The sequence below is a fragment of the Paracoccus sp. 228 genome (genome assembly GCF_000967825.1).
Taxonomy (GTDB): Bacteria; Pseudomonadota; Alphaproteobacteria; order Rhodobacterales; family Rhodobacteraceae; genus Paracoccus; species Paracoccus marcusii.
On sequence record NZ_JYGY01000009.1, the window covers coordinates 55,007 to 72,465 of the forward strand.

The following is a 17,459-nucleotide window of genomic DNA, read 5'->3' on the forward strand; positions in this document are numbered from 1 at the left end:
TAGCCCGCCGATGCCGAGTCAAGCACAAACGCAAAATTAACCAATCTGCCTGACCAAAAAGCCATTCTGCTTTCTTGGACAGTCGAATCCGCCCAGACCCCCGGCCTAAGAGACCTATCGCGGATCAATGGATGCCCTCCCTTCTACCCACATGCCAGCCATGTTCAAAAACGATCGTTGATGCAGCAACGCCAAACGTGTTGCAAAATCCGTCAAATAAGCGAGTTTTGCGACATGCCCAGTATGGGGTGACTTCTGCAGCATTGATGAGGCCACACGTGGCGACAGTTGGCTATTCCCGAGTATCGACAAGCGGCCAAGATCATCGTCTACAGAACGATGCCCTTGAGGCGGCCGGGTGTGACTACATCGTGTCTGAGGTGGGCAGCGGGGCAAATGAGAATGGCCGGCCGCAACTGCAGAACCTTTTGGCGAAGCTTTCTCCTAACGATACGCTGGTTGTCTGGCGCCTGGATCGGCTCGCGCGCAGCGTTAAAGAGCTGATCGCGATAGCAAATAATCTTTCTGACCGAGACATCAGCCTCCGATCGCTGAACGAATTGATCGACACGACGACCCCGCAGGGCAGAATGATCTTCCACGTCTTTGCGATGATTGCTCAGTTTGAGCGAGATCTGATTGCGGAGCGAACAAAAGCTGGCCTTGAAGCCGCGCGAAGCCGAGGCAGCCAGTTCGGGCGCAAACGCCTTTTGACCCCGGCACAGATACGTCAGGCCCAAGACTGGCTGGCCTCAAAGAAAATGACACAGGCTCAAGCAGCGAAGGCACTTGGAGTTAGCCGTGCTACCCTTATGCGTGCCATCGCACTGAAATTGGACGCCTCAAAATGATCGCATCATTGGCGATCCTTGCGCTTGCTCAGATGACTGCGCCGGGCCTTGAACCCTCAATGCAGCAGGTGCTTCATCTGTGTGTAACGCCGAATGATCCCATCGAGGACGCACAGGCACTCACCCATTACGGTCTATCTGTCAGGGACGAGTATGACCGTTATTTCAACGACCTGAATGCCTATTTGCTGTGTTTGCAGCAGTCTCAGGCCGACATAATCCAACAGGGCAACCGGTGGCATGAACGATACAAAAGCGCGATAGCTGGAAACATTGTTGAATGATTAAACATTTCATTTATGTTGTAACCTGTCGTTTGCCTATGGTAGCTCGCTCGAACGGAGGTCTGTGATGCGACTGAAATACCTAGCTGCAGCAGCTTTCGCGTCGGCCTCTCTGGCGTCAGCGCCGATAGCGGATGCTTACCCCATCGACTGCGCGATCCTCTTGTGCATGGCCGGTGGGTTTCCTCCGTCAGCTGAATGCACAGCCGCCCAGGTCGAGGTGATCCGACGAGTGACGCCGTGGCCGATTGAGCCGCCGTTGCAGCTCTGGAACTGTCCGATGAGCGGCGGCGGGTCAGTACCTGTTCCTAATCTGGGCTCAGACGGTCTCACCCCAGAAATACGGCAGTATCGTGATGCCGTTGAGGTTTGGGAGCTTTCTAAGCGAAGCCAAAGTGGCAGTGGTGGCCGTGAAGTCTCTACAACCGCGATCCGCAATTTCTACAATCGCGAGGGTGACTTTGTCCGGCAGGCACAAAGCAATGTCCCGAGCTGGGTCAGTGCTGCGGTAACCACGCATACAGGCAATGCCTTTAGCTCAGAATTTGGTAACTTCCGGGCCATCCTCTTGCGGATGCAGGACCATACCGGTGCGTATACCACCGAGTGGGTCAGATACTGATGCGTGTAGAGAGCCGCCGACGGCTACACAAAGAATTGCCGCTAACCCCTTGCATGCGTAAGGTGATCGGCAAAATGCCCGCAAACGGGAAAGGGACGAGCAGAATCAGATAAAAGACCGGCCCAAAAGCAAAACCCCCCGCGCGGGGGTCCGCACGAGGGGGCTTAAGGTTGATAACACAGGTTTGGCGACCTGAATTAGCACTTGTTCACCTGCTATAGTTATCTCCCCGTCCCCGAAAATCAAGAGCAAAAGCGCATCTGTGCGAGCGGATGAGACTTGCCTGCGGACACCGCGCTTCTTGAATTCGAGGAGCAGGATATGTCTACGACTACAGCCGCGACAGGCGGCACTTTTTTCAAACGCCTTGGGGGCGTGATTTCAGGCGCATGCGCCGACGACCGTGCAGCAGGCGGCACCCCAATTCGTCGCAACTCTCGGCGGGTAGGATCGTGCGAAGCATCTTTCTGGCATGGCACGTCGCGTCAGGAGGTTCAGAAAATCCTCCGTGCTGCGCAACGCTATGAGCTGGAAGGCAAAAAACCCGGTCGGCGCAATGGCCCCTTGGGTGGCGTGGCACTGGAGCTTCTGACCCTTTTCGCCAACCTTGTAAGCTTCAAGACAGGCCGACTGGACCCTTCACTTGACTGGATCACCGGAAAGCTGAAGCGGTCGCGTGACGCGGTTGTTCGCGCCATGAAGGCGTTGCGCGATCATGGCTTTCTGGACTGGCTGCGCCGGTTCGAGCCGACCCCAAATCAAGGGCGTGGGCCGCAGGTCAAGCAGGTCAGCAATGCCTATCGCATGTTGGCACCTAAACGCGCCCTGGCGCTTTTGGGACGTTGGGCAAGCCGTCCAGCTTTGCCCGAGGATGAGGGACGCGAGCAAGCTGATCGCAGCGCCATGGAGGCAGAGTTCAAAGCAACATTGGATCTTAGTAGCTACGCCACCTTCCAGTGTGGTGACTCGCCTCTTGGAAAAGCTCTCGCACAGCTGGGAAAATCCATTGATTTACGCGAGTCCGCTAAGCGGACTGAATCCCAAGCTACCTCTTATTCTTATGCTGCGAGCTAGTACCGACAGCCCGTGTCATATCAAGCCGCGTGCTTAGAGCAGCACCGATCCCCATGATATGCGCAGTAGAAGCATGACCGTTACAGATAATGCCTCGACCGGAGTTCTTGGTGCGATGTTGCATGGCTGGAGAAATAAGCGTGTAGAAGCCGAACAGCGTTACAAGGCCGTTTCATGCCATGAGAGCGTAGTAGGCGAGTTTTTCAGCCGTGCATGTGTGGATCAGACTGATTCAGAACGATGCAAAGGGAGAGCATCGTTAGGCGTTTCTGCGATACCAAGCACGCTGGCGGGCGTGACGGATCAACAAAAATCCTACGCCAAGCAGGACAACGGCGCCTTCCCATTCACCTGTAACGAGCGCCTGGACGCCAAGGACGCCCAAGAGGATGCCAATATAAAGGCCCCGTCCCTTGCGACGGTAGTTGGCGCCGCACGCCGCACAGACCGTGTAGCCTCCACTGACCTCCGTGCCGCAGTGCCCGCAAAAGCGAGACGCGACCGTTTGGGTATCATGATGATGAACATGCGTCATTGTCATCGTCCTCGCTCTTGCTTCCGTGCCGCCTTTTCCGAGCATCGCACCGGGTTTTCAACCTGCGCCAGATCGCATTGTAGGCTTCTATAACCTCCATCTTGCGATGTTCGGCTTCAAGAAGCTCATTCCGCTCAATCGGCGTCAGGTGATCTTTCCAAGACATACGCCTATAGTATGCTATTATTTAGCATACCTGTAGCTGTATCCGTTACAGTCAGTGATAAATTTATGGTTGTTTTTGGCAATAGCTTTACATTTAGGTCAGGAATACCTTACCTCATCCGCCGCTCATAATTGTGCTGGCTAGGCCGCAACCTGTCGTGACGGAACTGATGATGAAAGAGAACCTAAAGCTGCTATTCGACCTCCTGCCCCCACCAGGTACAAAAGGCTTTCTGGTTCTGGAGCATCTGACCGCTGCAGAACTGCAAGATCGCGGACAGGAAACAGAGGCAGACAGTGTTATCAGGCTCAGCCTGTGCAGCACGAGGGAGGGGGAAAATCCGGTTCCAGTCTATGAACTTCTGCTGTCCGAGGATGAAAGCCATAACCCTATCGAGGCCCACAACCGCATCAGGACATGGGCTGCTGGCTTCATGATGGGTGCGAACTATGCTGGAGAATCCATCGGGCTTGTCATCAAGTCCACGCAGGGAGCCTGAATGTCCGGAATGAGAGCCCAAGTCAGGCTTAGGAGCTAACTTTTCTCATCCGTCCTTGACGCCGCAGGGGGTGTTCGGGTTATGGCTAGCGTTCCCGTATTGTTCTAATAGTCATGACCCTGCACCTCAGCCCTATCAAGATCACGCTCATCGACCGGCATGTGCCTTTGGCATCCATGCCGGTTCCGGCCGGTTTTCCGTCACCCGCCGCGGATGATCTTGAGGATACCATTGACCCGATCAAGTGGGTGGTGCGCCATGAGCATGCGACCTTCTGGTGGCGCGTGTCCGGCGATAGTCTGGAGGCCGAGGGCATCCTGGACGGCGACCTGATCGCCGTGGATCGCGCTGGCAAGCGCCGCCATGGCCGCATCGTCGTCGCGGTGGTTGATGGCGCCATTACCGTCAAGAAGCTCGCCAAGCGCGATGGTGTCTGGTTTCTCGATCCGCGCGCCCGCGCGGATGGCTATGCCACAATCCCCGTCACGGAGACGACCGAGATATGGGGGGTCGTCGCCGGCATCGTGCGCCGCCTGCCCATAGAATAAGGACAGGCACGGTGGAGCAATCCGACCGACCCATTGCGCTGATCGACTGCAACAACTTCTATGTCAGCTGTGAACGTCTGTTTGATGTGTCGTTGCGCGGCATCCCCGTCATTGTTCTATCGAACAATGATGGTTGTGCAGTCGCCCGCAGCGAAGAAGCGAAGCAATTTATAAAAATGGGCGACCCTGTTTTCAAAATCAGAGATTTGATAAAGAGGCATGGAGTTGTAGCATTATCAAGCAATTACACGTTGTATGGTGACGTAAGTCGTAGAGTCACCGAGGTCCTGCACAGCTATTCCCCGCGCCTTGAGACATACTCAATTGACGAAAGCTTTGTCGATTTATCCGGCTTCGGGGATCGCATGGAGGCCCATGCCGCACGGATGCGGGATGCGGTTAGAACCGAGACCGGCATTCCAACCTGCGTAGGCATCGCCCCTACCAAGACGCTTGCGAAGCTGGCGAACTATGCAGCCAAGAAGAACCCACTCTTTTCCGGCGTCTGCAATCTCATGGACCAGGACGTGCGGGACTATGTGATGCGCCGCATTCCCATCGGAGAAATTTGGGGCGTCGGGTCCGCGACCGAAGCCAAGCTGAAGGCCCAAGGGATCAATTCTGCCGCCGAGCTGCGCGACCTGCCTTTAGCTCTTGGCCGCAAGATTGGCACGGTTGTCCTGGAACGCCTAGTGGCCGAGCTGCGTGGGATACCTTGCATAGATTTTGAGGACGTGCCCCCGCAGCGTAAGGGCATGGCCGTCACCCGCTCCGCGGGCACGCCCATGACGACATTTGATGTGCTGGCGCAGGCTATCACAGCCCATGCGACACGAGCGGCAGAGAAGCTGCGTCAGCATGGCTTGGTGGCTGGCACGATGACCGTTTTCTATCACACCAACCCGCACAAGCCCGACAGGCCGCGCCATTCCTTTTCGCGCAGCATCCGCCTGCGGCCCATGTCCAACCATACGTTTGACCTTGTGGATGCCGCCGTGGCAGCAGCGCGGCGGGGCTGGAAGGGAGATCCGTCTGGAAACGGCTATGGCTACACCAAGGCCGGGATAATTCTCGATGACTTGTTAGCAGAGGCCGACCGACCCGCCATGCTTTTTGCGCCGGATCAGCCGCGCGATGCGCGTCTGACCACAGCGCTCGACGCGATCAATGATCGCTTCGGCAAAAAAACGATGGTGCTGGCGCGGGAGGGAGTTAGCCGATCATGGACGACAAAGGCCGATCATAGATCGCCACGCTACACAACGCGGATCAGCGAGCTGCCGACTCTGAAGGTCTAATAAAATGTCGCCCTAACTAATAAGCCTTCGTAAGGTGCAGGTCTCGGCGTGCGGAGATTGCCCAATGGAAGAACATCGGATGGACACATGGCAAAATCGCCTGCGGTTCTACGAAAGTGAAGGGTGGAAATGTAACAGCAAAAGGATTTTAGAACGTAAGATACTAAGCCCCGGAATTCACGAGGGACTTACCGTGCAAATTAACGCCCCTTTTATATCCCATCTGGGCATTCAACCTATAAGAAATGACGATGATCTAGTGCTATTCGAATTGGATAGCTGGCTCGCTAGAAGTAACGAATTGCGGTGGCGGATATATCAGACTGTTGATGATGAAGGAGTAAACCAAAGGCTTGTTATTGGAAAAGCTATGCGTTGCTTGTCCGGTAAGGGAACGGAATGTAGTGCCACAAACGATAAGTCCAGCTTCTACAGGTGTTGCGGACGTATTGAGGTTGGAGCAATGTCAGATGATGAAAGATTAGAATACAAAGAAGCGATTTCCGAAAGAGATTTAGATAGAATGATAACTTGGATATTGGACACATTTTCACAAATAGCTGAGAGTCCACACCATAAGGTTAAAGACGGGCCTAACTGGTTATATTCAAAACCGGAAGCAAGCGCCAGAATGCGATGGATGTTCGCTTTTGAAAATAAAGGCGAATGATCCAGCACGGATCGTTTTATATCTAGGGTTTCGCAATCGGAAACTGCATGCGGAGCGCCTATCATACCATTTCAAAAATGGCGGCGTCCCTCGTGTCATTCGGTCTAGGGCTTGTCGCCCTGGACCGCCCGCCCCGAGGGACCGCGCTCTAGGCTTGGCCGGCAAGGGCCGGCCTGCACCCCGAGCCTATGCCCCTGCCCTTCCTTTGCGCCTGGTCCTGCCCGCTTGTCTCGTTCCGAGCCTGCCCGTGCAGGGGCGCAATAGTCAGGGCAGCGGCATAGTCTCGGCCCTTCGGGTCACGATCGCTCGCGCAAGGCCGGACCTTCCCACAGRGCGGCTCGCTTCCCTTCGCTCTGTGATGGCGCGTCCAGCTCGCCACCCTGCAAGGCCCGCCGCGAAGCGCGGCAGGCTGGATAGCTCCGGCCAAAGATAGAGGATTGAGAAAGCCCGGCTGGWCGCCGGGCTTGTGTTTGATCCTGCGGACGGGCCGGGGGATCGACGCGGGCCAAGGCCCGCGCTCACCCCCATCCCGACGATCTTTCATTYCATATCCGCCAACAGACCTGATCGGCCCTGTCAAAAGACAAGCGCCGCCTGCGGCGTCGTCTCCACCGGGGGCCGTGTCCTCGCCTTCGGCTGCGGGCCGCACCACCCCCCGGCTCCGATCCTTTGACAGAATGTAGATTCACAGACGGGTTTGCAGCGGCCGTGCTGGAAGTGCAGGCTCACACCGCATCTTTCACCACACATTTTTACCTCGTTCGTCAGGCAATATTGCCGCTTTGAGCCCTTTTCTGTCATTCAGGTAAGAAATACGGTCTTTGGCATTGCTGTCAAAGCGAAGGATTCAGCCATGCCTGTCCCTATCGAGCCCATAAAGGATCGCTACCCTGCTGCTGTCACAGTCAAGTTCGGCGATAGTGCAGCGCTGAGTGCTGCCCTCGTATCCAGCATTCGGTCTGGCAAGAAGGCGGCGACCTGCGGCGCGCTAAGAGATTTTGAAGCTGGCGAGCCCCTTCCATCGGTCGGAAGGCGGGATATTGTTCTCGCATGGGACGGTTCGCCAGAACTTGTCATCGAAACTATCGAGGTCGTTCAGTGTAGCTTCGAAGAGGTGACGGAGGCGATGGCACTTGCGGAAGGAGAGAACGACGACCTTGAGGGTTGGCGCAACGATCACCGCGCTTTCTTTCAGAGAAACGGAGGGTTTTCGCCGCAGATGCAGGTCGTGTGGGAGCGGTTCGCCCTCATCGAAGATCTTGCACCGGCAAGCTGACCGGCAGCTTCGTCCGCATAGCGACCGGCGGCGCGGCGGCGGAGCTTCGACGCGAGGAGCCCTAAGCCGTCATTCAGCCGTCACAACCGGCACGCTATTTGGTCTTATTTTTGGGGGACACGATGTCCGACCTCGATAGTCTCATGATAGCGGCGCTCAGCCTTGCCGATTTTGCAGCAGAGATTTCCGCCAAGGCTTGGAGCAGTGACCTTGCTGTAGATTACAAATCGGATGGCTCGTCGCTGACCCAGGCAGACTTGCTTATCGAGACGCGGTGGCGCGAAGAGATCAAGCGGCAGTTCCCATCGCACGGCATACTGGGTGAGGAGTACGGGTCCGACACTGGAACCAGCGCCTTCACTTGGGTGCTCGACCCAATTGACGGAACACGTCAGTTCGGCACCGGACTGTTGAATTTCGCTTCGCTGATCAGCGTGTGCAGGGACGGCATGCCGGTTCTAGGGATCATCGACATGCCAGGACTACGCGCCCGCTATGCTGCAGCGGAGGGTAATGGCACCCTGTTCGCTGGCCGCCGTGTTCGCAGCAGTTCGCGACGGGATATGACGGAAGCCATAATTAGCCTGGCGAACCCAGACAGCTTTGGGAGGGAAAGCGCCTCCGGTTACGAAAACCTGCGTTCGACTGGACGTGTGCGTGTCTTCGATGGTGGCGCTCCGGCATATGGTGCGCTTGCCAGAGGGCTTATCGATATCTGCCTGAATGGTGACGATCTGGACGCCTATGACATCTGCGCGTTGTGCCCCGTGGTGCAGGAGGCCGGTGGCAAGATCACCGATTGGTACGGTCAGCCACTTTCACTGGCATCAAGTGGGGCCATCGTCGCAAGTGCGTCGCCCGAACTTCATGCCAAGGTTTTGGCTCGGCTTTCGCCGGCTATCTGACCGGCAGCTTCGTCCCGCAGAGCAGACCATCAATCGCCAACTTGGTCCGTCCGCTATGCGGGACGGAGCGGCCGTTCGGTGCTAAGGCTGTGTTTTCACCTTCATATGGAGCAAGGATGAAACTCCGGCTTTTGATCGATACATCTGTATGGCTGGATCTCACGAAGGACCCACGCCATATGCCTTTGCTCGACGCTCTTTCCGCGATGATAGAGGCCGGTGAGGTTGAATTGATCCTGCCGCAGATCATCCCAGAGGAATTTGCCCGAAACCGCGACCGAGTGATGGCATCAAGCCGTGCAAGCCTGTCGGGCCATTTCAAGCGGGTAAAGGATGCCGTCTCTCAGTTCGGACCCGAGGAGGGACGAGACGAGGTTCTTCGTCGCCTAAACGAGATAGATCACCGCATTTCAGTTGGCGGAGAGGCGGTGAACGAAGCTGTGAGCCTGATTGAGAGACTTTTTGCCACAACTGAATTGATCCTAGCCAGCGACAACATAAAGGCCCGCGCCGCCGACCGAGCCATTGCTAAGGTTGCGCCTTTCCACAGGCAGATCAATGGCATTGGAGACGCGATCATCATTGAGACGTATATCGACGCTCTCGCGCGCCGGAAGGTGGACGACGCACTTGCGTTCATCACACACAACATCCACGATTTCAGCCAGAAGGGTGCTGATACGCGTCTACCGCACCCAGACCTCGCTGCTCTATTTGGTGAGGCGCACTCGCGCTATTCTACTAATCTCGGCGCGCTCCTGAACGAGCACGCTGGCGACCTGATCGAAGAAATCACCTTCGAGCGTGAGTTCAGACAAGAGTTCCGGCCACTCTCTGAGCTGATTGAATCCGAGGATAAGCTGACAACGCAGATTTGGTACGGCCGCAAGTGGGGCATCATCGACGCTGTCGAGAGCGGCAGGGAGAAGCGGGTCCCGAGGGAGGTTTGGGAGGCCGCCACATCCGAACAGCAGCGCGGAATGATCATCGACGAAATATGGAACGGAATGATTGCCGCCATGAAATCCGCAGAAGAACGTTACCCAGAAGAACTGGGCCCGTGGACTGATTTCGAATGGGGCATGCTCAGCGGCAAGCTGTCTGCAATTCGCTGGATGCTCGGAGATGAATGGGACATGCTGGACACTTGAAAGGGTGGGCCAAGAAGCTGACGTCCGCTTCTGGCTCTTCAGGTAGCTGTCGCAGCAGCTCGGTGGCGTCAGCTCTGCGGGACAATGCTGCCAGCCAAGCTATTTTCTGAAACCTGATTAGGGGCCACTCAGAGTCTTTGATGGTCGTTTCTGACCGGATAAAAGGTTCACCACCCCGACTGCTAGGAGAAGCGACAGGGCCACCAGCGCGAGAACCCTCCAACCCGGACCTGTGACAAGCGCGCCCGAGGCGAAGGCACAAGCTGCGGAGACAAGAGCGATAACTGTGTCATTAGCTCCTTGAGCAAGCGCACGATCTTCAGGCTGCGCGGCAGCAGTTAGTAGATTCGTGGCCCCAATGAAGCCAAAATTCCAGCCAACGCCCAAAATGACGAGGGATGTGTAAAAGTGCGGAGCCGTCAAGCCGTGCGCGGCGGTAAGGGCGGCAAGCGATAAAAGAGACAGCCCTATCCCAATGATAACACGTGCGCCGAAATACTGGATCAGAACCCCTGTCAGAAGGCTTGGCGCAAACATAGCGACAACATGCCAGCGGATCACATCGGCCGCCAAGCTGCCGGAGAAGCCGCAGCCGATCATGGCAATGGTGGTGGGCGCCATGAGCAGCATCATTATGCCTTGCGATGTGGCTGCCAGTAAAACGGCCTGTACTATCGGCGGCTGCATCAGGACTGCCAGAGATTGCCGCGTAATCCGCCGTGGCGCAGGACCTTGGACCCCTGCCATGCGTACCAGCCCAAGCGGTAGAAGACCCAACAGGCCAAGAAAAGAGACGGCTGCGTATGCTCCTACCAAGGGTGCCTCTCGTGTAAGGGTCTGTGCCCAAATGAACATCTGCGGGCCAACAAAAGCCGCGATGAGGCCAGACGTCATCATCAGCGAGATCGCCATCGGTCGCCATTGGACGGGAGCAGTTTCGGCCGCTGCAAAACGGAAGAACTGAAAGGAGGCCAAGGCCGCTCCAAGGATCATGTGAGCCATGCAGAGGAGGGAAAAGCTTTCTGTCGTGATAGCAAAGGCAGCCAGCATCCCACCAAAGATGCCAATGGCCGCGCCTGTCAGAAACCCGAACCTCCGTCCGCGCCGCCCCATGAGAAGAGAGATTGGTGTTGCCGCCAGTAGCCCAGCCAGGGCCTGAAGAGACGCCGGCAGGGTCGCAAGGACGGGCGTGGGTGTGAGCATGATCCCTCCCAAGCCGCCCAGAATGATGAGCATGGGCATCATGGACGCTAGGAGCGTATTGGCTGCAAGAAGCGCCACATAACTGCCTCTGCGCTGTTGGGTAATCGGCCCCATGTTTCTCTCCTGTTGACGGAGCCAGTCTTAACTGCGAGCTGTTATGGCCCATAAGTCAAAGTGGCATCAAAAATGGACACGCCCCCTCGCCGTCGTATCATTGACGTTCTGCTATTCGACAAAGTGAATTTGCTCGACGTGGCCGGGCCAGTGCAGGCGTTCGAAGTGGCTCGCTTTAAAGGTGAAAAGATCTACCAAACCCGGTTCCTGAGCTTGACCGGATGTCCAGTGACAGCGTCCTGCGGTTTAGTTTTGGGCGCAAACGGCTCACTGGCCGATGGACCTTTGGCAAACGATCTTCTCATTCCGGGTGGGGCAGGCATTGATGCAGTTGCGGCGTGCCATGAAGTACAGGAGCACTTACGGCACCGGCAGTCGGTGCCCGGTGACTCCCGTTTGATTTCAATCTGCTCAGGAGCGTTAGCGCTTGCTAAGGCTGGCGTTCTCAAGGGGCGTTCCGCCAGCACTCATTGGTCAAGGGCTCCACAGTTGGCAGCCTATCCAGACGTGCACTGGGATCTGGACCGGCTCTTTATCATGGAGGATCGCCTCTATACTTCGGCAGGCGTGACAGCGGGACTAGACCTTGCCCTTGCAGTGATCCGTGCGGATTGCGGGGGTGCAGTAGCGCTCGATGTCGCCCGTGAGCTCGTTGTACAGCTTCGGCGCACGGGTGGGCAAAGCCAATATGCACCCTATCTCTCGGCCCAGTTCACCGAGGATGAGGGGTTGGCGCGACTGATCGAGGACGTCATCAGTGATCCGGTGCAGCCTTGGACGCGGGAAACCTTGGCTGACGCCGCAAACATGACCCCTCGAACACTCGCTCGAAGGTTCAAGGCGCACTTGGCGATGACGCCTGCCGAATTTGTGGAGCGGACGCGAGTGGAGCGAGCACGCCTACTTCTAATCGAGCACTTGCCGCTAAAGACTGTCGCAAAAAAAAGCGGATTTGGGGATCTGCAGAGGTTGCGGCGGGCTTTCCAACGCCAGCTCAAGACTGATCCAGCGAGCTATGTAGCTTTATTTGGCAATGAAATTTGAAAAAGGGAAAAGTCCTGCCTATGCCACAGATTACGACCGGCGGCTAAGGGCTCTTCGCTTCGATGCTGCCTTGGCAGTCGAGAGGCTGCTTTTTCAGAGATATGGTGATCGCGGGCACCGCGATCGCTGATCCAGAAGACAGCCGCGCCTCCGCTTCGCTCTGGCACGGCTGACGATCTTTCATTTCTTTTTCCGCCTGCCATCCGGCCGGCGATCCGAACACGGGCTCTGGTGCCGCTGCGCGTCAGCCTCCACGGAGAAATCCGGTTCCTCCCACGCGCAAGCGCGCGGGCCCCTCCCAATTTCACCGCTGCGGCCCCGTGTGTCAGATCACCGTCCGGCCGCAGGTCGGGCTGCGCCCACCCTGCTTTGCCCTTCGGATGACATGAGGTCATCCAAAGTGAAAAGCAGGGATGGCTTCGCCACTGGCGGAACAGGAAGGAGMGGGCGGAGATGTTGGGTCACCTAAAAGGCAAAGCCGTGACGCAAACGGCAATTTTGCTTGGTGTTCACACAGAACCGCCCAGGCCCGTTTGTCGGGCTTCGCCCTCCTCACTCTGTTCCGCCGAATACATGCGTATTCGTCAGACCAGACCGACGAGGCGCAGCCCATCGGCGGAAGGAGGCACCAAGCCCCCACGCCATCGCCACGAAAAGGAAACGACTATGACCATCCACAATTTTTCCCGTTTTATGCGCGGCATGAGCGCGGGCAATCGCATCACGGGCCGGGGTGAAGCCCTTAGCGATGAGCAGCTTCGCGCAGCCGTCCCGTCGATTTTTGCGACCAACGCCCACGAAAGCCGCAGCGCCCGCTTCGCGCCGGTCCCTACCATCACCGTTCTTGACGGCTTGCGCGCCGAAGGGTTTGAGCCGTTCAGCGCCGTTCAGGCACGCACCCGGATCGAAGGCAAAGCGGAATACACCAAGCACATGCTGCGCCTGCGCCACCGGTCCTTGACCAATACCGAAGGCGATGCTTTTGAGATTGTGCTGGTCAATGCCAATGACGGGACAAGTGCCTATCACATGATGCCGGGGTTTTTCCGGTTCGTTTGCGAAAACGGCTTGATGACTGGCGAGACGTTCAACGAGGTAAGAGTTCGTCATTCCGGCAATGCCATCGGGGAGGTTATCGAAGGCGCTTACAGCGTCCTAGAGGATGCCCCCGTGGTGGTGGATCAGGTTTCGCGTTGGAAATCTATTGCCCTGCGGGACATTGAGCGCGAGGCACTGGCAGAAGCCGCCCATACGCTGCGCTTTCCTACTGCCGACGAAGCCAAGCCCGCGGCCATTCAGGCTGACGCCCTTTTGCGCCCCCGCCGTTCTGCCGATCGTGCCACGGATCTTTGGACGGCTTTCAACGTGGTGCAGGAAAACACGATCAAAGGCGGACTGACCGGCCGCGTTCGTGATGCCAATGGGCGCACCGTTCGCCGGAGCACCCGTGAGGTTGCCGGGATCGACCAGAACCGTTCCTTGAACCGGGCCCTTTGGATGCTGACCGAACGGATGGCTGAAATCAAAGCCGGATGATTGCCGCAGGCAGGGCCGCAAGGCCCTGCCATCTTTCCAATGGGACAACGGTGCAATGATGGATGATCTTTTTCCCGATACGATCAACAAGAGCGAACACGGCGCAACGTAAGCGCGACGCGGCCCCCCTCCTGCCGCTTCTGATCTGACCGGGTCATTCTCTGTGCGCATGAGCGTTGGAGGTGTTGGTTTGGAACGAGACGGCAAAGTGGGCGTCCATTTGGACGGCCCAAGGGACGGCAGGGTTTCTCGGCTGGAGGTGATCGAGGGGCCGAGCGGGCGTCGGCGGCGCACGAAGGCGGAGCGGGCGCGGGTCGCTGCGGAGAGCCTGGTGCCGGGGGCCTCGGTAACGGATGTCGCGCGGCAGCACGGGACGACGCGCTGGCAGGTCTACGACTGGCGGAAGAAGTTGCGGACGGGGCAGCTTGTCGTGCCCGAGAGCGTGGCGGCCCTGCCGATGTTTGCAGAGTTGGTCGTCGAGGGTCCCGCAGCGGCGATGCCGGCAGAGACGGAGGTCGCCACCGGCGTGGAGATCGTTGTCGGCGATGTCGTGATCCGCGTCGGGGCCGACGCCGATGAGATCCTGCTGACCAGGTCCATCCGGGCGGCGCGGACGGCGACATCATGATGCTCGGTCAGGGAGGGCCAACAAAGGTCTATGTGGCGACGCGCCCGGTGGACTTCCGCAAGGGGATCGATGGCCTCGCGCTGGCGGTGCAGGAGATGTCCGGGCTCGATCCATTCTGTGGGGCGGTCTTCGTCTTCCGCTCGAAACGGGCGGACAGGATCAAGCTGCTGGTTTGGGATCAGACCGGAATGGTGCTCGTTCACAAGCGCCTTGAGGGAGGCAAGTTCGTCTGGCCGCAGATGCGGGACGGAGTGATGCGGATCTCCTCGGCGCAGCTGGCGGCTCTGTTCGAAGGGTTGGATTGGCGGCTGGTGCGGCCGGAACGGGCGCGGCGTCCGCTGGTCGCAGGGTGAGCGGGCGGACGCACGGGAATTCCCTGTTTTTGCTAGCCAGAACCGCGTTTGCGTGATTCACTCCGAGGCATGGATGCCGATGCCCTCAGCCGTGAGAACGCTCATCTGAAGGCCCGCCTGACCGAGGTCGAGGCGGCGCTCGTGGAGGTGCAGGAGGCCAATCGTCGGCTGGAGGGCATCCTGCGGGCATCGCAGCGCGAGCGCTTCGGCAAGAGTTCCGAGAAGCTGTCACCCGACCAATTCAATCTGCCGCTCGAGGATGCCGAACTGGCCCAAGGCGTCCTCGCGGCCGCGCAGGAGAAAGCAGAGGCCGCGCTTGCCCAAACGCGCGGGGAAGAACCTCGTAAGCCCGCGCGCAACCGCGGGCATCTGCCGGCGCACCTGCCCAGGGTCGAGCGCGTGATCGAGCCCGCCAGCATCCAATGCCCCTGCGGCTGCGGTGAGATGGCCCGGATCGGGGAAGATATATCCGAGCGGCTCGACGTAATCCCGGCGCAGTTCCAAGTGCTGGTGACGCGGCGCCCGAGATACGCCTGTCGCCGCTGTTCGCAGGTCGTGGTGCAGGCCCATGCCCCTGAGCATGTCGTCCCTGGCGGGCTGCCGACCGAACGGCTGATCGCGTGGATCATCGTCTCGAAGTTCGGCGACCACCTTCCGTTCTACCGCCAAGCGGGGATCTTCGAGCGGCAAGGTCTCCACCTCGACCGTGGAACACTCGGCAACTGGACGGGGCGCGCCTGCTTCCACCTGATGCCTGTCATCGACCACATGAAGGCTCATCTGCGCGGCGCCGACCGGATCTTCGTGGACGAGACCCGCGCGCCGGTGCTCGATCCGGGCCGGAAGGCCACCAAGAGCGGCTACTTCTGGGCCGTCGTGTCCGACGATCGCGGCCATGGCGGTGTCGGTCCGCCCATCGTGCTGTTCCACTACGCCCCCGGCCGAGGACGGGAGCATCCGCTAAAGTTCCTCGCCGGATACCGCGGCCGGTTCCTGCAATGTGACGCCTACCAGTCCTACAACGCGCTGACCGAGATCACGCGCGATGAGGGGCCGTGGCAGCTGGTCAACTGCTGGACCCATGTCCGCCGTCGCTTCGTGAAGCGCTTTGAAAGCGAGGGCTCGCCCATCGCCGAGGAGATGCTGCGCCAGATCGCATTGCTGTATCAGATCGAGAAGACCGTGCGCGGCCAGGCTCCCGCCGACCGTCTCGCCGTCCGGAGCGCCCAGGCCGCCCCGATCATCGCCGCGCTCAAGCCCTGGCTTGGAACTCAGCTGTCGCGCATCCCGCAGAAATCCCTTCTGGCCGAGGATATCCGCTATACCCTCGCGCATTGGCCCGGCCTGATCCGCTTCCTCGACGACGGCACCCTCGAGCTCGACACCAACCCGGTCGAAAACCAGATCCGTCCGATCGCGCTGACCCGCAAGAACGCCCTCTTCGCCGGCAACGAGGTCGGCGCCGAGAACTGGGCCATGCTCGCCTCGCTCGTCGCCACCTGCAAAATGGCCGGCGTGAACCCCGTCGACTATCTCGCCGACACCCTCCGCGCCATCCTCGACGGACACCCCAAATCCCGCATCGAAGACCTTATGCCCTGGCGGCACGCACAGCCGTCAAGCCTCACCGCATAGGGCCGCGACGTCGCGCTTACGGCGCAACGTGGTGGGCCGGAAGCTGGGAATGTCGTAACTGGAACGGCTACTTTCAGAGTCGGGAGAGTGGACGAGGCAACTGGTGTTTTCAGGTGCCATGGTTTTCCAACGATAACCTGACCTGCAGCGTTTATGTCATAGACGCCAACAGCCAGCTTCAGACGCGCGACTTGATTCCAATTGACCAAGAGAACCGTATCACAATTCAGGGGCGCAAATATTCGCGGGACTTCTGGCACCACTAAGAAAAGCCCATCCCGAGCGGAGGCAAACGCAGCTCAGGTGACCAAGCCGACCAGGGCAAAGATACCCTGGCCGGCTTGGTCTGGCGCTATCCGCGCAGGAGGCCGGTTCCGGCCAAGAACAGAAAGGCGCGGCGATGCCGCGCCTTGTGCTTTTATATAAGGGCGAGGTTCCGAACAGAGCCCGGTTGTCCAGCCCGCAAGGGAACGACCTTGGGAGTGGACGCAGCGGGCCGGAGCAGGCTGTAAGCGAGACCACAGGGATCGAGCGTCAGCCTGTGGGCAACCGGGCGGGCGGTTGCGTCTGGTTTCAGCTTTTCGATTTCCATCCGAACTTGTCTCTCGCCGTCAGTATCAGGCAAAATCCACGGATGAAGATCACGCACACCGAATCCACTTTCACAATGTCTGGAACCCATTGGGCGGGCACCTATCCTATTGAAGAACTGACGGTTCAACTGGCTTTCTACAGAAGGATGCGAACTGACTTCCCTAAATCTGGCACGGCTTACAACGCGTCCATAGAAGGACTTGAGGCTTTGGCACTTAAGCTGGGTGTCCAGATCCCCATGGAGGCAAACCCATAGCTAACCGAGATCATGTCGCATCCCGTCCTATGGCCGGGACCGCGCTCTAGGCTTGGCCGGCAAGAGCCGGCCTGCACCCCGAGCCTATGCCCCTGCCCTTCCTTTGCGCCTGGTCCTGCCCACTTGTCTCGTTCCGAGCCTGCCCGTGCAGGGGCGCAATAGTCAGGGCAGCGGCATAGTCTCGGCCCTTCGGGTCACGATCGCTCGCGCAAGGCCG

The 17,459-nt window shown here is 58.5% G+C and carries 18 protein-coding genes; 17 read left to right on the forward strand and 1 reads right to left on the reverse strand.

Annotation, left to right across the window (positions count from 1 at the left end; translation table 11 throughout):
- The first annotated feature begins 278 nt into the window (after window positions 1–278).
- The 11 genes from SY26_RS19160 to SY26_RS19195 all read left to right on the forward strand — a co-directional run bounded on the left by SY26_RS19160 (window position 279) and on the right by SY26_RS19195 (window position 9,879).
- Window positions 279–851: a recombinase family protein gene (locus SY26_RS19160; RefSeq protein ID WP_198143235.1), complete on the forward strand. Its 573-nt coding sequence runs from the start codon at window positions 279–281 to the stop codon at window positions 849–851.
- Window positions 848–1,135: a hypothetical protein gene (locus SY26_RS19165; RefSeq protein WP_127899896.1), complete on the forward strand. Its 288-nt coding sequence runs from the start codon at window positions 848–850 to the stop codon at window positions 1,133–1,135. Before SY26_RS19160 ends, SY26_RS19165 begins: the two co-directional genes overlap by 4 nt.
- 67 nt (window positions 1,136–1,202) lie before the next feature.
- Complete coding sequence (locus SY26_RS21400) at window positions 1,203–1,757, forward strand: hypothetical protein (protein WP_139599727.1); 555 nt, start codon at window positions 1,203–1,205, stop codon at window positions 1,755–1,757.
- A 279-nt stretch (window positions 1,758–2,036) separates the two neighbouring features.
- Entirely contained in the window at window positions 2,037–2,831 is a 795-nt protein-coding gene (locus SY26_RS20785; protein WP_198143236.1) for a helix-turn-helix domain-containing protein, read from the forward strand.
- Window positions 2,832–3,701: 870 nt separating this feature from the next.
- Window positions 3,702–4,031 carry a hypothetical protein gene (locus SY26_RS21405; protein ID WP_139599726.1) on the forward strand — a complete coding sequence of 110 codons (330 nt, stop codon included), beginning with the start codon at window positions 3,702–3,704 and terminating at the stop codon, window positions 4,029–4,031.
- Window positions 4,032–4,144: 113 nt separating this feature from the next.
- Window positions 4,145–4,579 carry a LexA family transcriptional regulator gene (locus SY26_RS19175; protein ID WP_157020552.1) on the forward strand — a complete coding sequence of 145 codons (435 nt, stop codon included), beginning with the start codon at window positions 4,145–4,147 and terminating at the stop codon, window positions 4,577–4,579.
- An 11-nt stretch (window positions 4,580–4,590) separates the two neighbouring features.
- Window positions 4,591–5,877: a Y-family DNA polymerase gene (locus SY26_RS19180; RefSeq protein WP_046001890.1), complete on the forward strand. Its 1,287-nt coding sequence runs from the start codon at window positions 4,591–4,593 to the stop codon at window positions 5,875–5,877.
- Window positions 5,878–5,956: 79 nt separating this feature from the next.
- Complete coding sequence (locus tag SY26_RS21410) at window positions 5,957–6,547, forward strand: hypothetical protein (RefSeq protein ID WP_157020553.1); 591 nt, start codon at window positions 5,957–5,959, stop codon at window positions 6,545–6,547.
- A gap of 853 nt (window positions 6,548–7,400) precedes the next feature.
- Complete coding sequence (locus SY26_RS19185) at window positions 7,401–7,823, forward strand: ASCH domain-containing protein (RefSeq protein ID WP_046001891.1); 423 nt, start codon at window positions 7,401–7,403, stop codon at window positions 7,821–7,823.
- A gap of 122 nt (window positions 7,824–7,945) precedes the next feature.
- Window positions 7,946–8,728, forward strand: a complete 783-nt coding sequence (locus SY26_RS19190; RefSeq protein WP_157020554.1) for an inositol monophosphatase family protein — start codon at window positions 7,946–7,948, stop codon at window positions 8,726–8,728.
- Window positions 8,729–8,844: 116 nt separating this feature from the next.
- A complete protein-coding gene (locus tag SY26_RS19195) occupies window positions 8,845–9,879 on the forward strand; it encodes a PIN domain-containing protein (RefSeq protein WP_046001892.1) in 1,035 nt (344 codons plus the stop codon).
- Between the two features lie 117 nt (window positions 9,880–9,996).
- Here the strand turns inward: SY26_RS19195 and SY26_RS19200 are convergent, their stop codons facing one another.
- The gene (locus tag SY26_RS19200) at window positions 9,997–11,196 is read right to left on the reverse strand and encodes an MFS transporter (protein ID WP_046001893.1); all 1,200 of its coding nucleotides are present in this window, start codon (window positions 11,194–11,196) and stop codon (window positions 9,997–9,999) included.
- Between the two features lie 72 nt (window positions 11,197–11,268).
- Here SY26_RS19200 and SY26_RS20230 point away from each other — a divergent pair, with 72 nt between their 5' ends.
- From SY26_RS20230 to SY26_RS21985, 6 genes are all read left to right on the forward strand, one after another.
- Entirely contained in the window at window positions 11,269–12,240 is a 972-nt protein-coding gene (locus tag SY26_RS20230) for a GlxA family transcriptional regulator (RefSeq protein WP_046001894.1), read from the forward strand.
- 702 nt (window positions 12,241–12,942) lie between these two features.
- A complete protein-coding gene (locus SY26_RS19210) occupies window positions 12,943–13,776 on the forward strand; it encodes a DUF932 domain-containing protein (protein ID WP_369799461.1) in 834 nt (277 codons plus the stop codon).
- Between the two features lie 190 nt (window positions 13,777–13,966).
- Window positions 13,967–14,404 (forward strand): transposase, encoded by a 438-nt coding sequence (locus SY26_RS19215; RefSeq protein WP_198143210.1) that lies wholly within the window; start codon window positions 13,967–13,969, stop codon window positions 14,402–14,404.
- Complete coding sequence (tnpB, locus tag SY26_RS19220) at window positions 14,401–14,757, forward strand: IS66 family insertion sequence element accessory protein TnpB (RefSeq protein WP_071209476.1); 357 nt, start codon at window positions 14,401–14,403, stop codon at window positions 14,755–14,757. The genes SY26_RS19215 and tnpB overlap by 4 nt, the downstream gene beginning before the upstream one ends.
- 69 nt (window positions 14,758–14,826) lie before the next feature.
- Complete coding sequence (locus SY26_RS19225) at window positions 14,827–16,392, forward strand: IS66 family transposase (protein WP_046001728.1); 1,566 nt, start codon at window positions 14,827–14,829, stop codon at window positions 16,390–16,392.
- Window positions 16,393–16,792: 400 nt separating this feature from the next.
- Window positions 16,793–17,242, forward strand: a complete 450-nt coding sequence (locus SY26_RS21985) for a hypothetical protein (RefSeq protein WP_232303424.1) — start codon at window positions 16,793–16,795, stop codon at window positions 17,240–17,242.
- Window positions 17,243–17,459 lie beyond the last annotated feature (217 nt).

Bases quoted from the DNA above. Each gene is read 5' to 3' on its own strand.
- SY26_RS19165 (WP_127899896.1), top strand. From the start codon at position 848: ATGATCGCATCATTGGCGATCCTTGCGCTTGCTCAGATGACTGCGCCG.
- SY26_RS21400 (WP_139599727.1), top strand. From the start codon at position 1,203: ATGCGACTGAAATACCTAGCTGCAGCAGCTTTCGCGTCGGCCTCTCTG.
- SY26_RS21405 (WP_139599726.1), top strand. From the start codon at position 3,702: ATGATGAAAGAGAACCTAAAGCTGCTATTCGACCTCCTGCCCCCACCA.
- SY26_RS19175 (WP_157020552.1), top strand. From the start codon at position 4,145: ATGACCCTGCACCTCAGCCCTATCAAGATCACGCTCATCGACCGGCAT.
- SY26_RS21410 (WP_157020553.1), top strand. From the start codon at position 5,957: ATGGACACATGGCAAAATCGCCTGCGGTTCTACGAAAGTGAAGGGTGG.
- SY26_RS19185 (WP_046001891.1), top strand. From the start codon at position 7,401: ATGCCTGTCCCTATCGAGCCCATAAAGGATCGCTACCCTGCTGCTGTC.
- SY26_RS19190 (WP_157020554.1), top strand. From the start codon at position 7,946: ATGTCCGACCTCGATAGTCTCATGATAGCGGCGCTCAGCCTTGCCGAT.
- SY26_RS19195 (WP_046001892.1), top strand. From the start codon at position 8,845: ATGAAACTCCGGCTTTTGATCGATACATCTGTATGGCTGGATCTCACG.
- SY26_RS19200 (WP_046001893.1), bottom strand. From the start codon at position 11,196: ATGGGGCCGATTACCCAACAGCGCAGAGGCAGTTATGTGGCGCTTCTT.
- SY26_RS20230 (WP_046001894.1), top strand. From the start codon at position 11,269: ATGGACACGCCCCCTCGCCGTCGTATCATTGACGTTCTGCTATTCGAC.
- SY26_RS19210 (WP_369799461.1), top strand. From the start codon at position 12,943: ATGAGCGCGGGCAATCGCATCACGGGCCGGGGTGAAGCCCTTAGCGAT.
- tnpB (WP_071209476.1), top strand. From the start codon at position 14,401: ATGATGCTCGGTCAGGGAGGGCCAACAAAGGTCTATGTGGCGACGCGC.
- SY26_RS19225 (WP_046001728.1), top strand. From the start codon at position 14,827: ATGGATGCCGATGCCCTCAGCCGTGAGAACGCTCATCTGAAGGCCCGC.
- SY26_RS21985 (WP_232303424.1), top strand. From the start codon at position 16,793: ATGCCGCGCCTTGTGCTTTTATATAAGGGCGAGGTTCCGAACAGAGCC.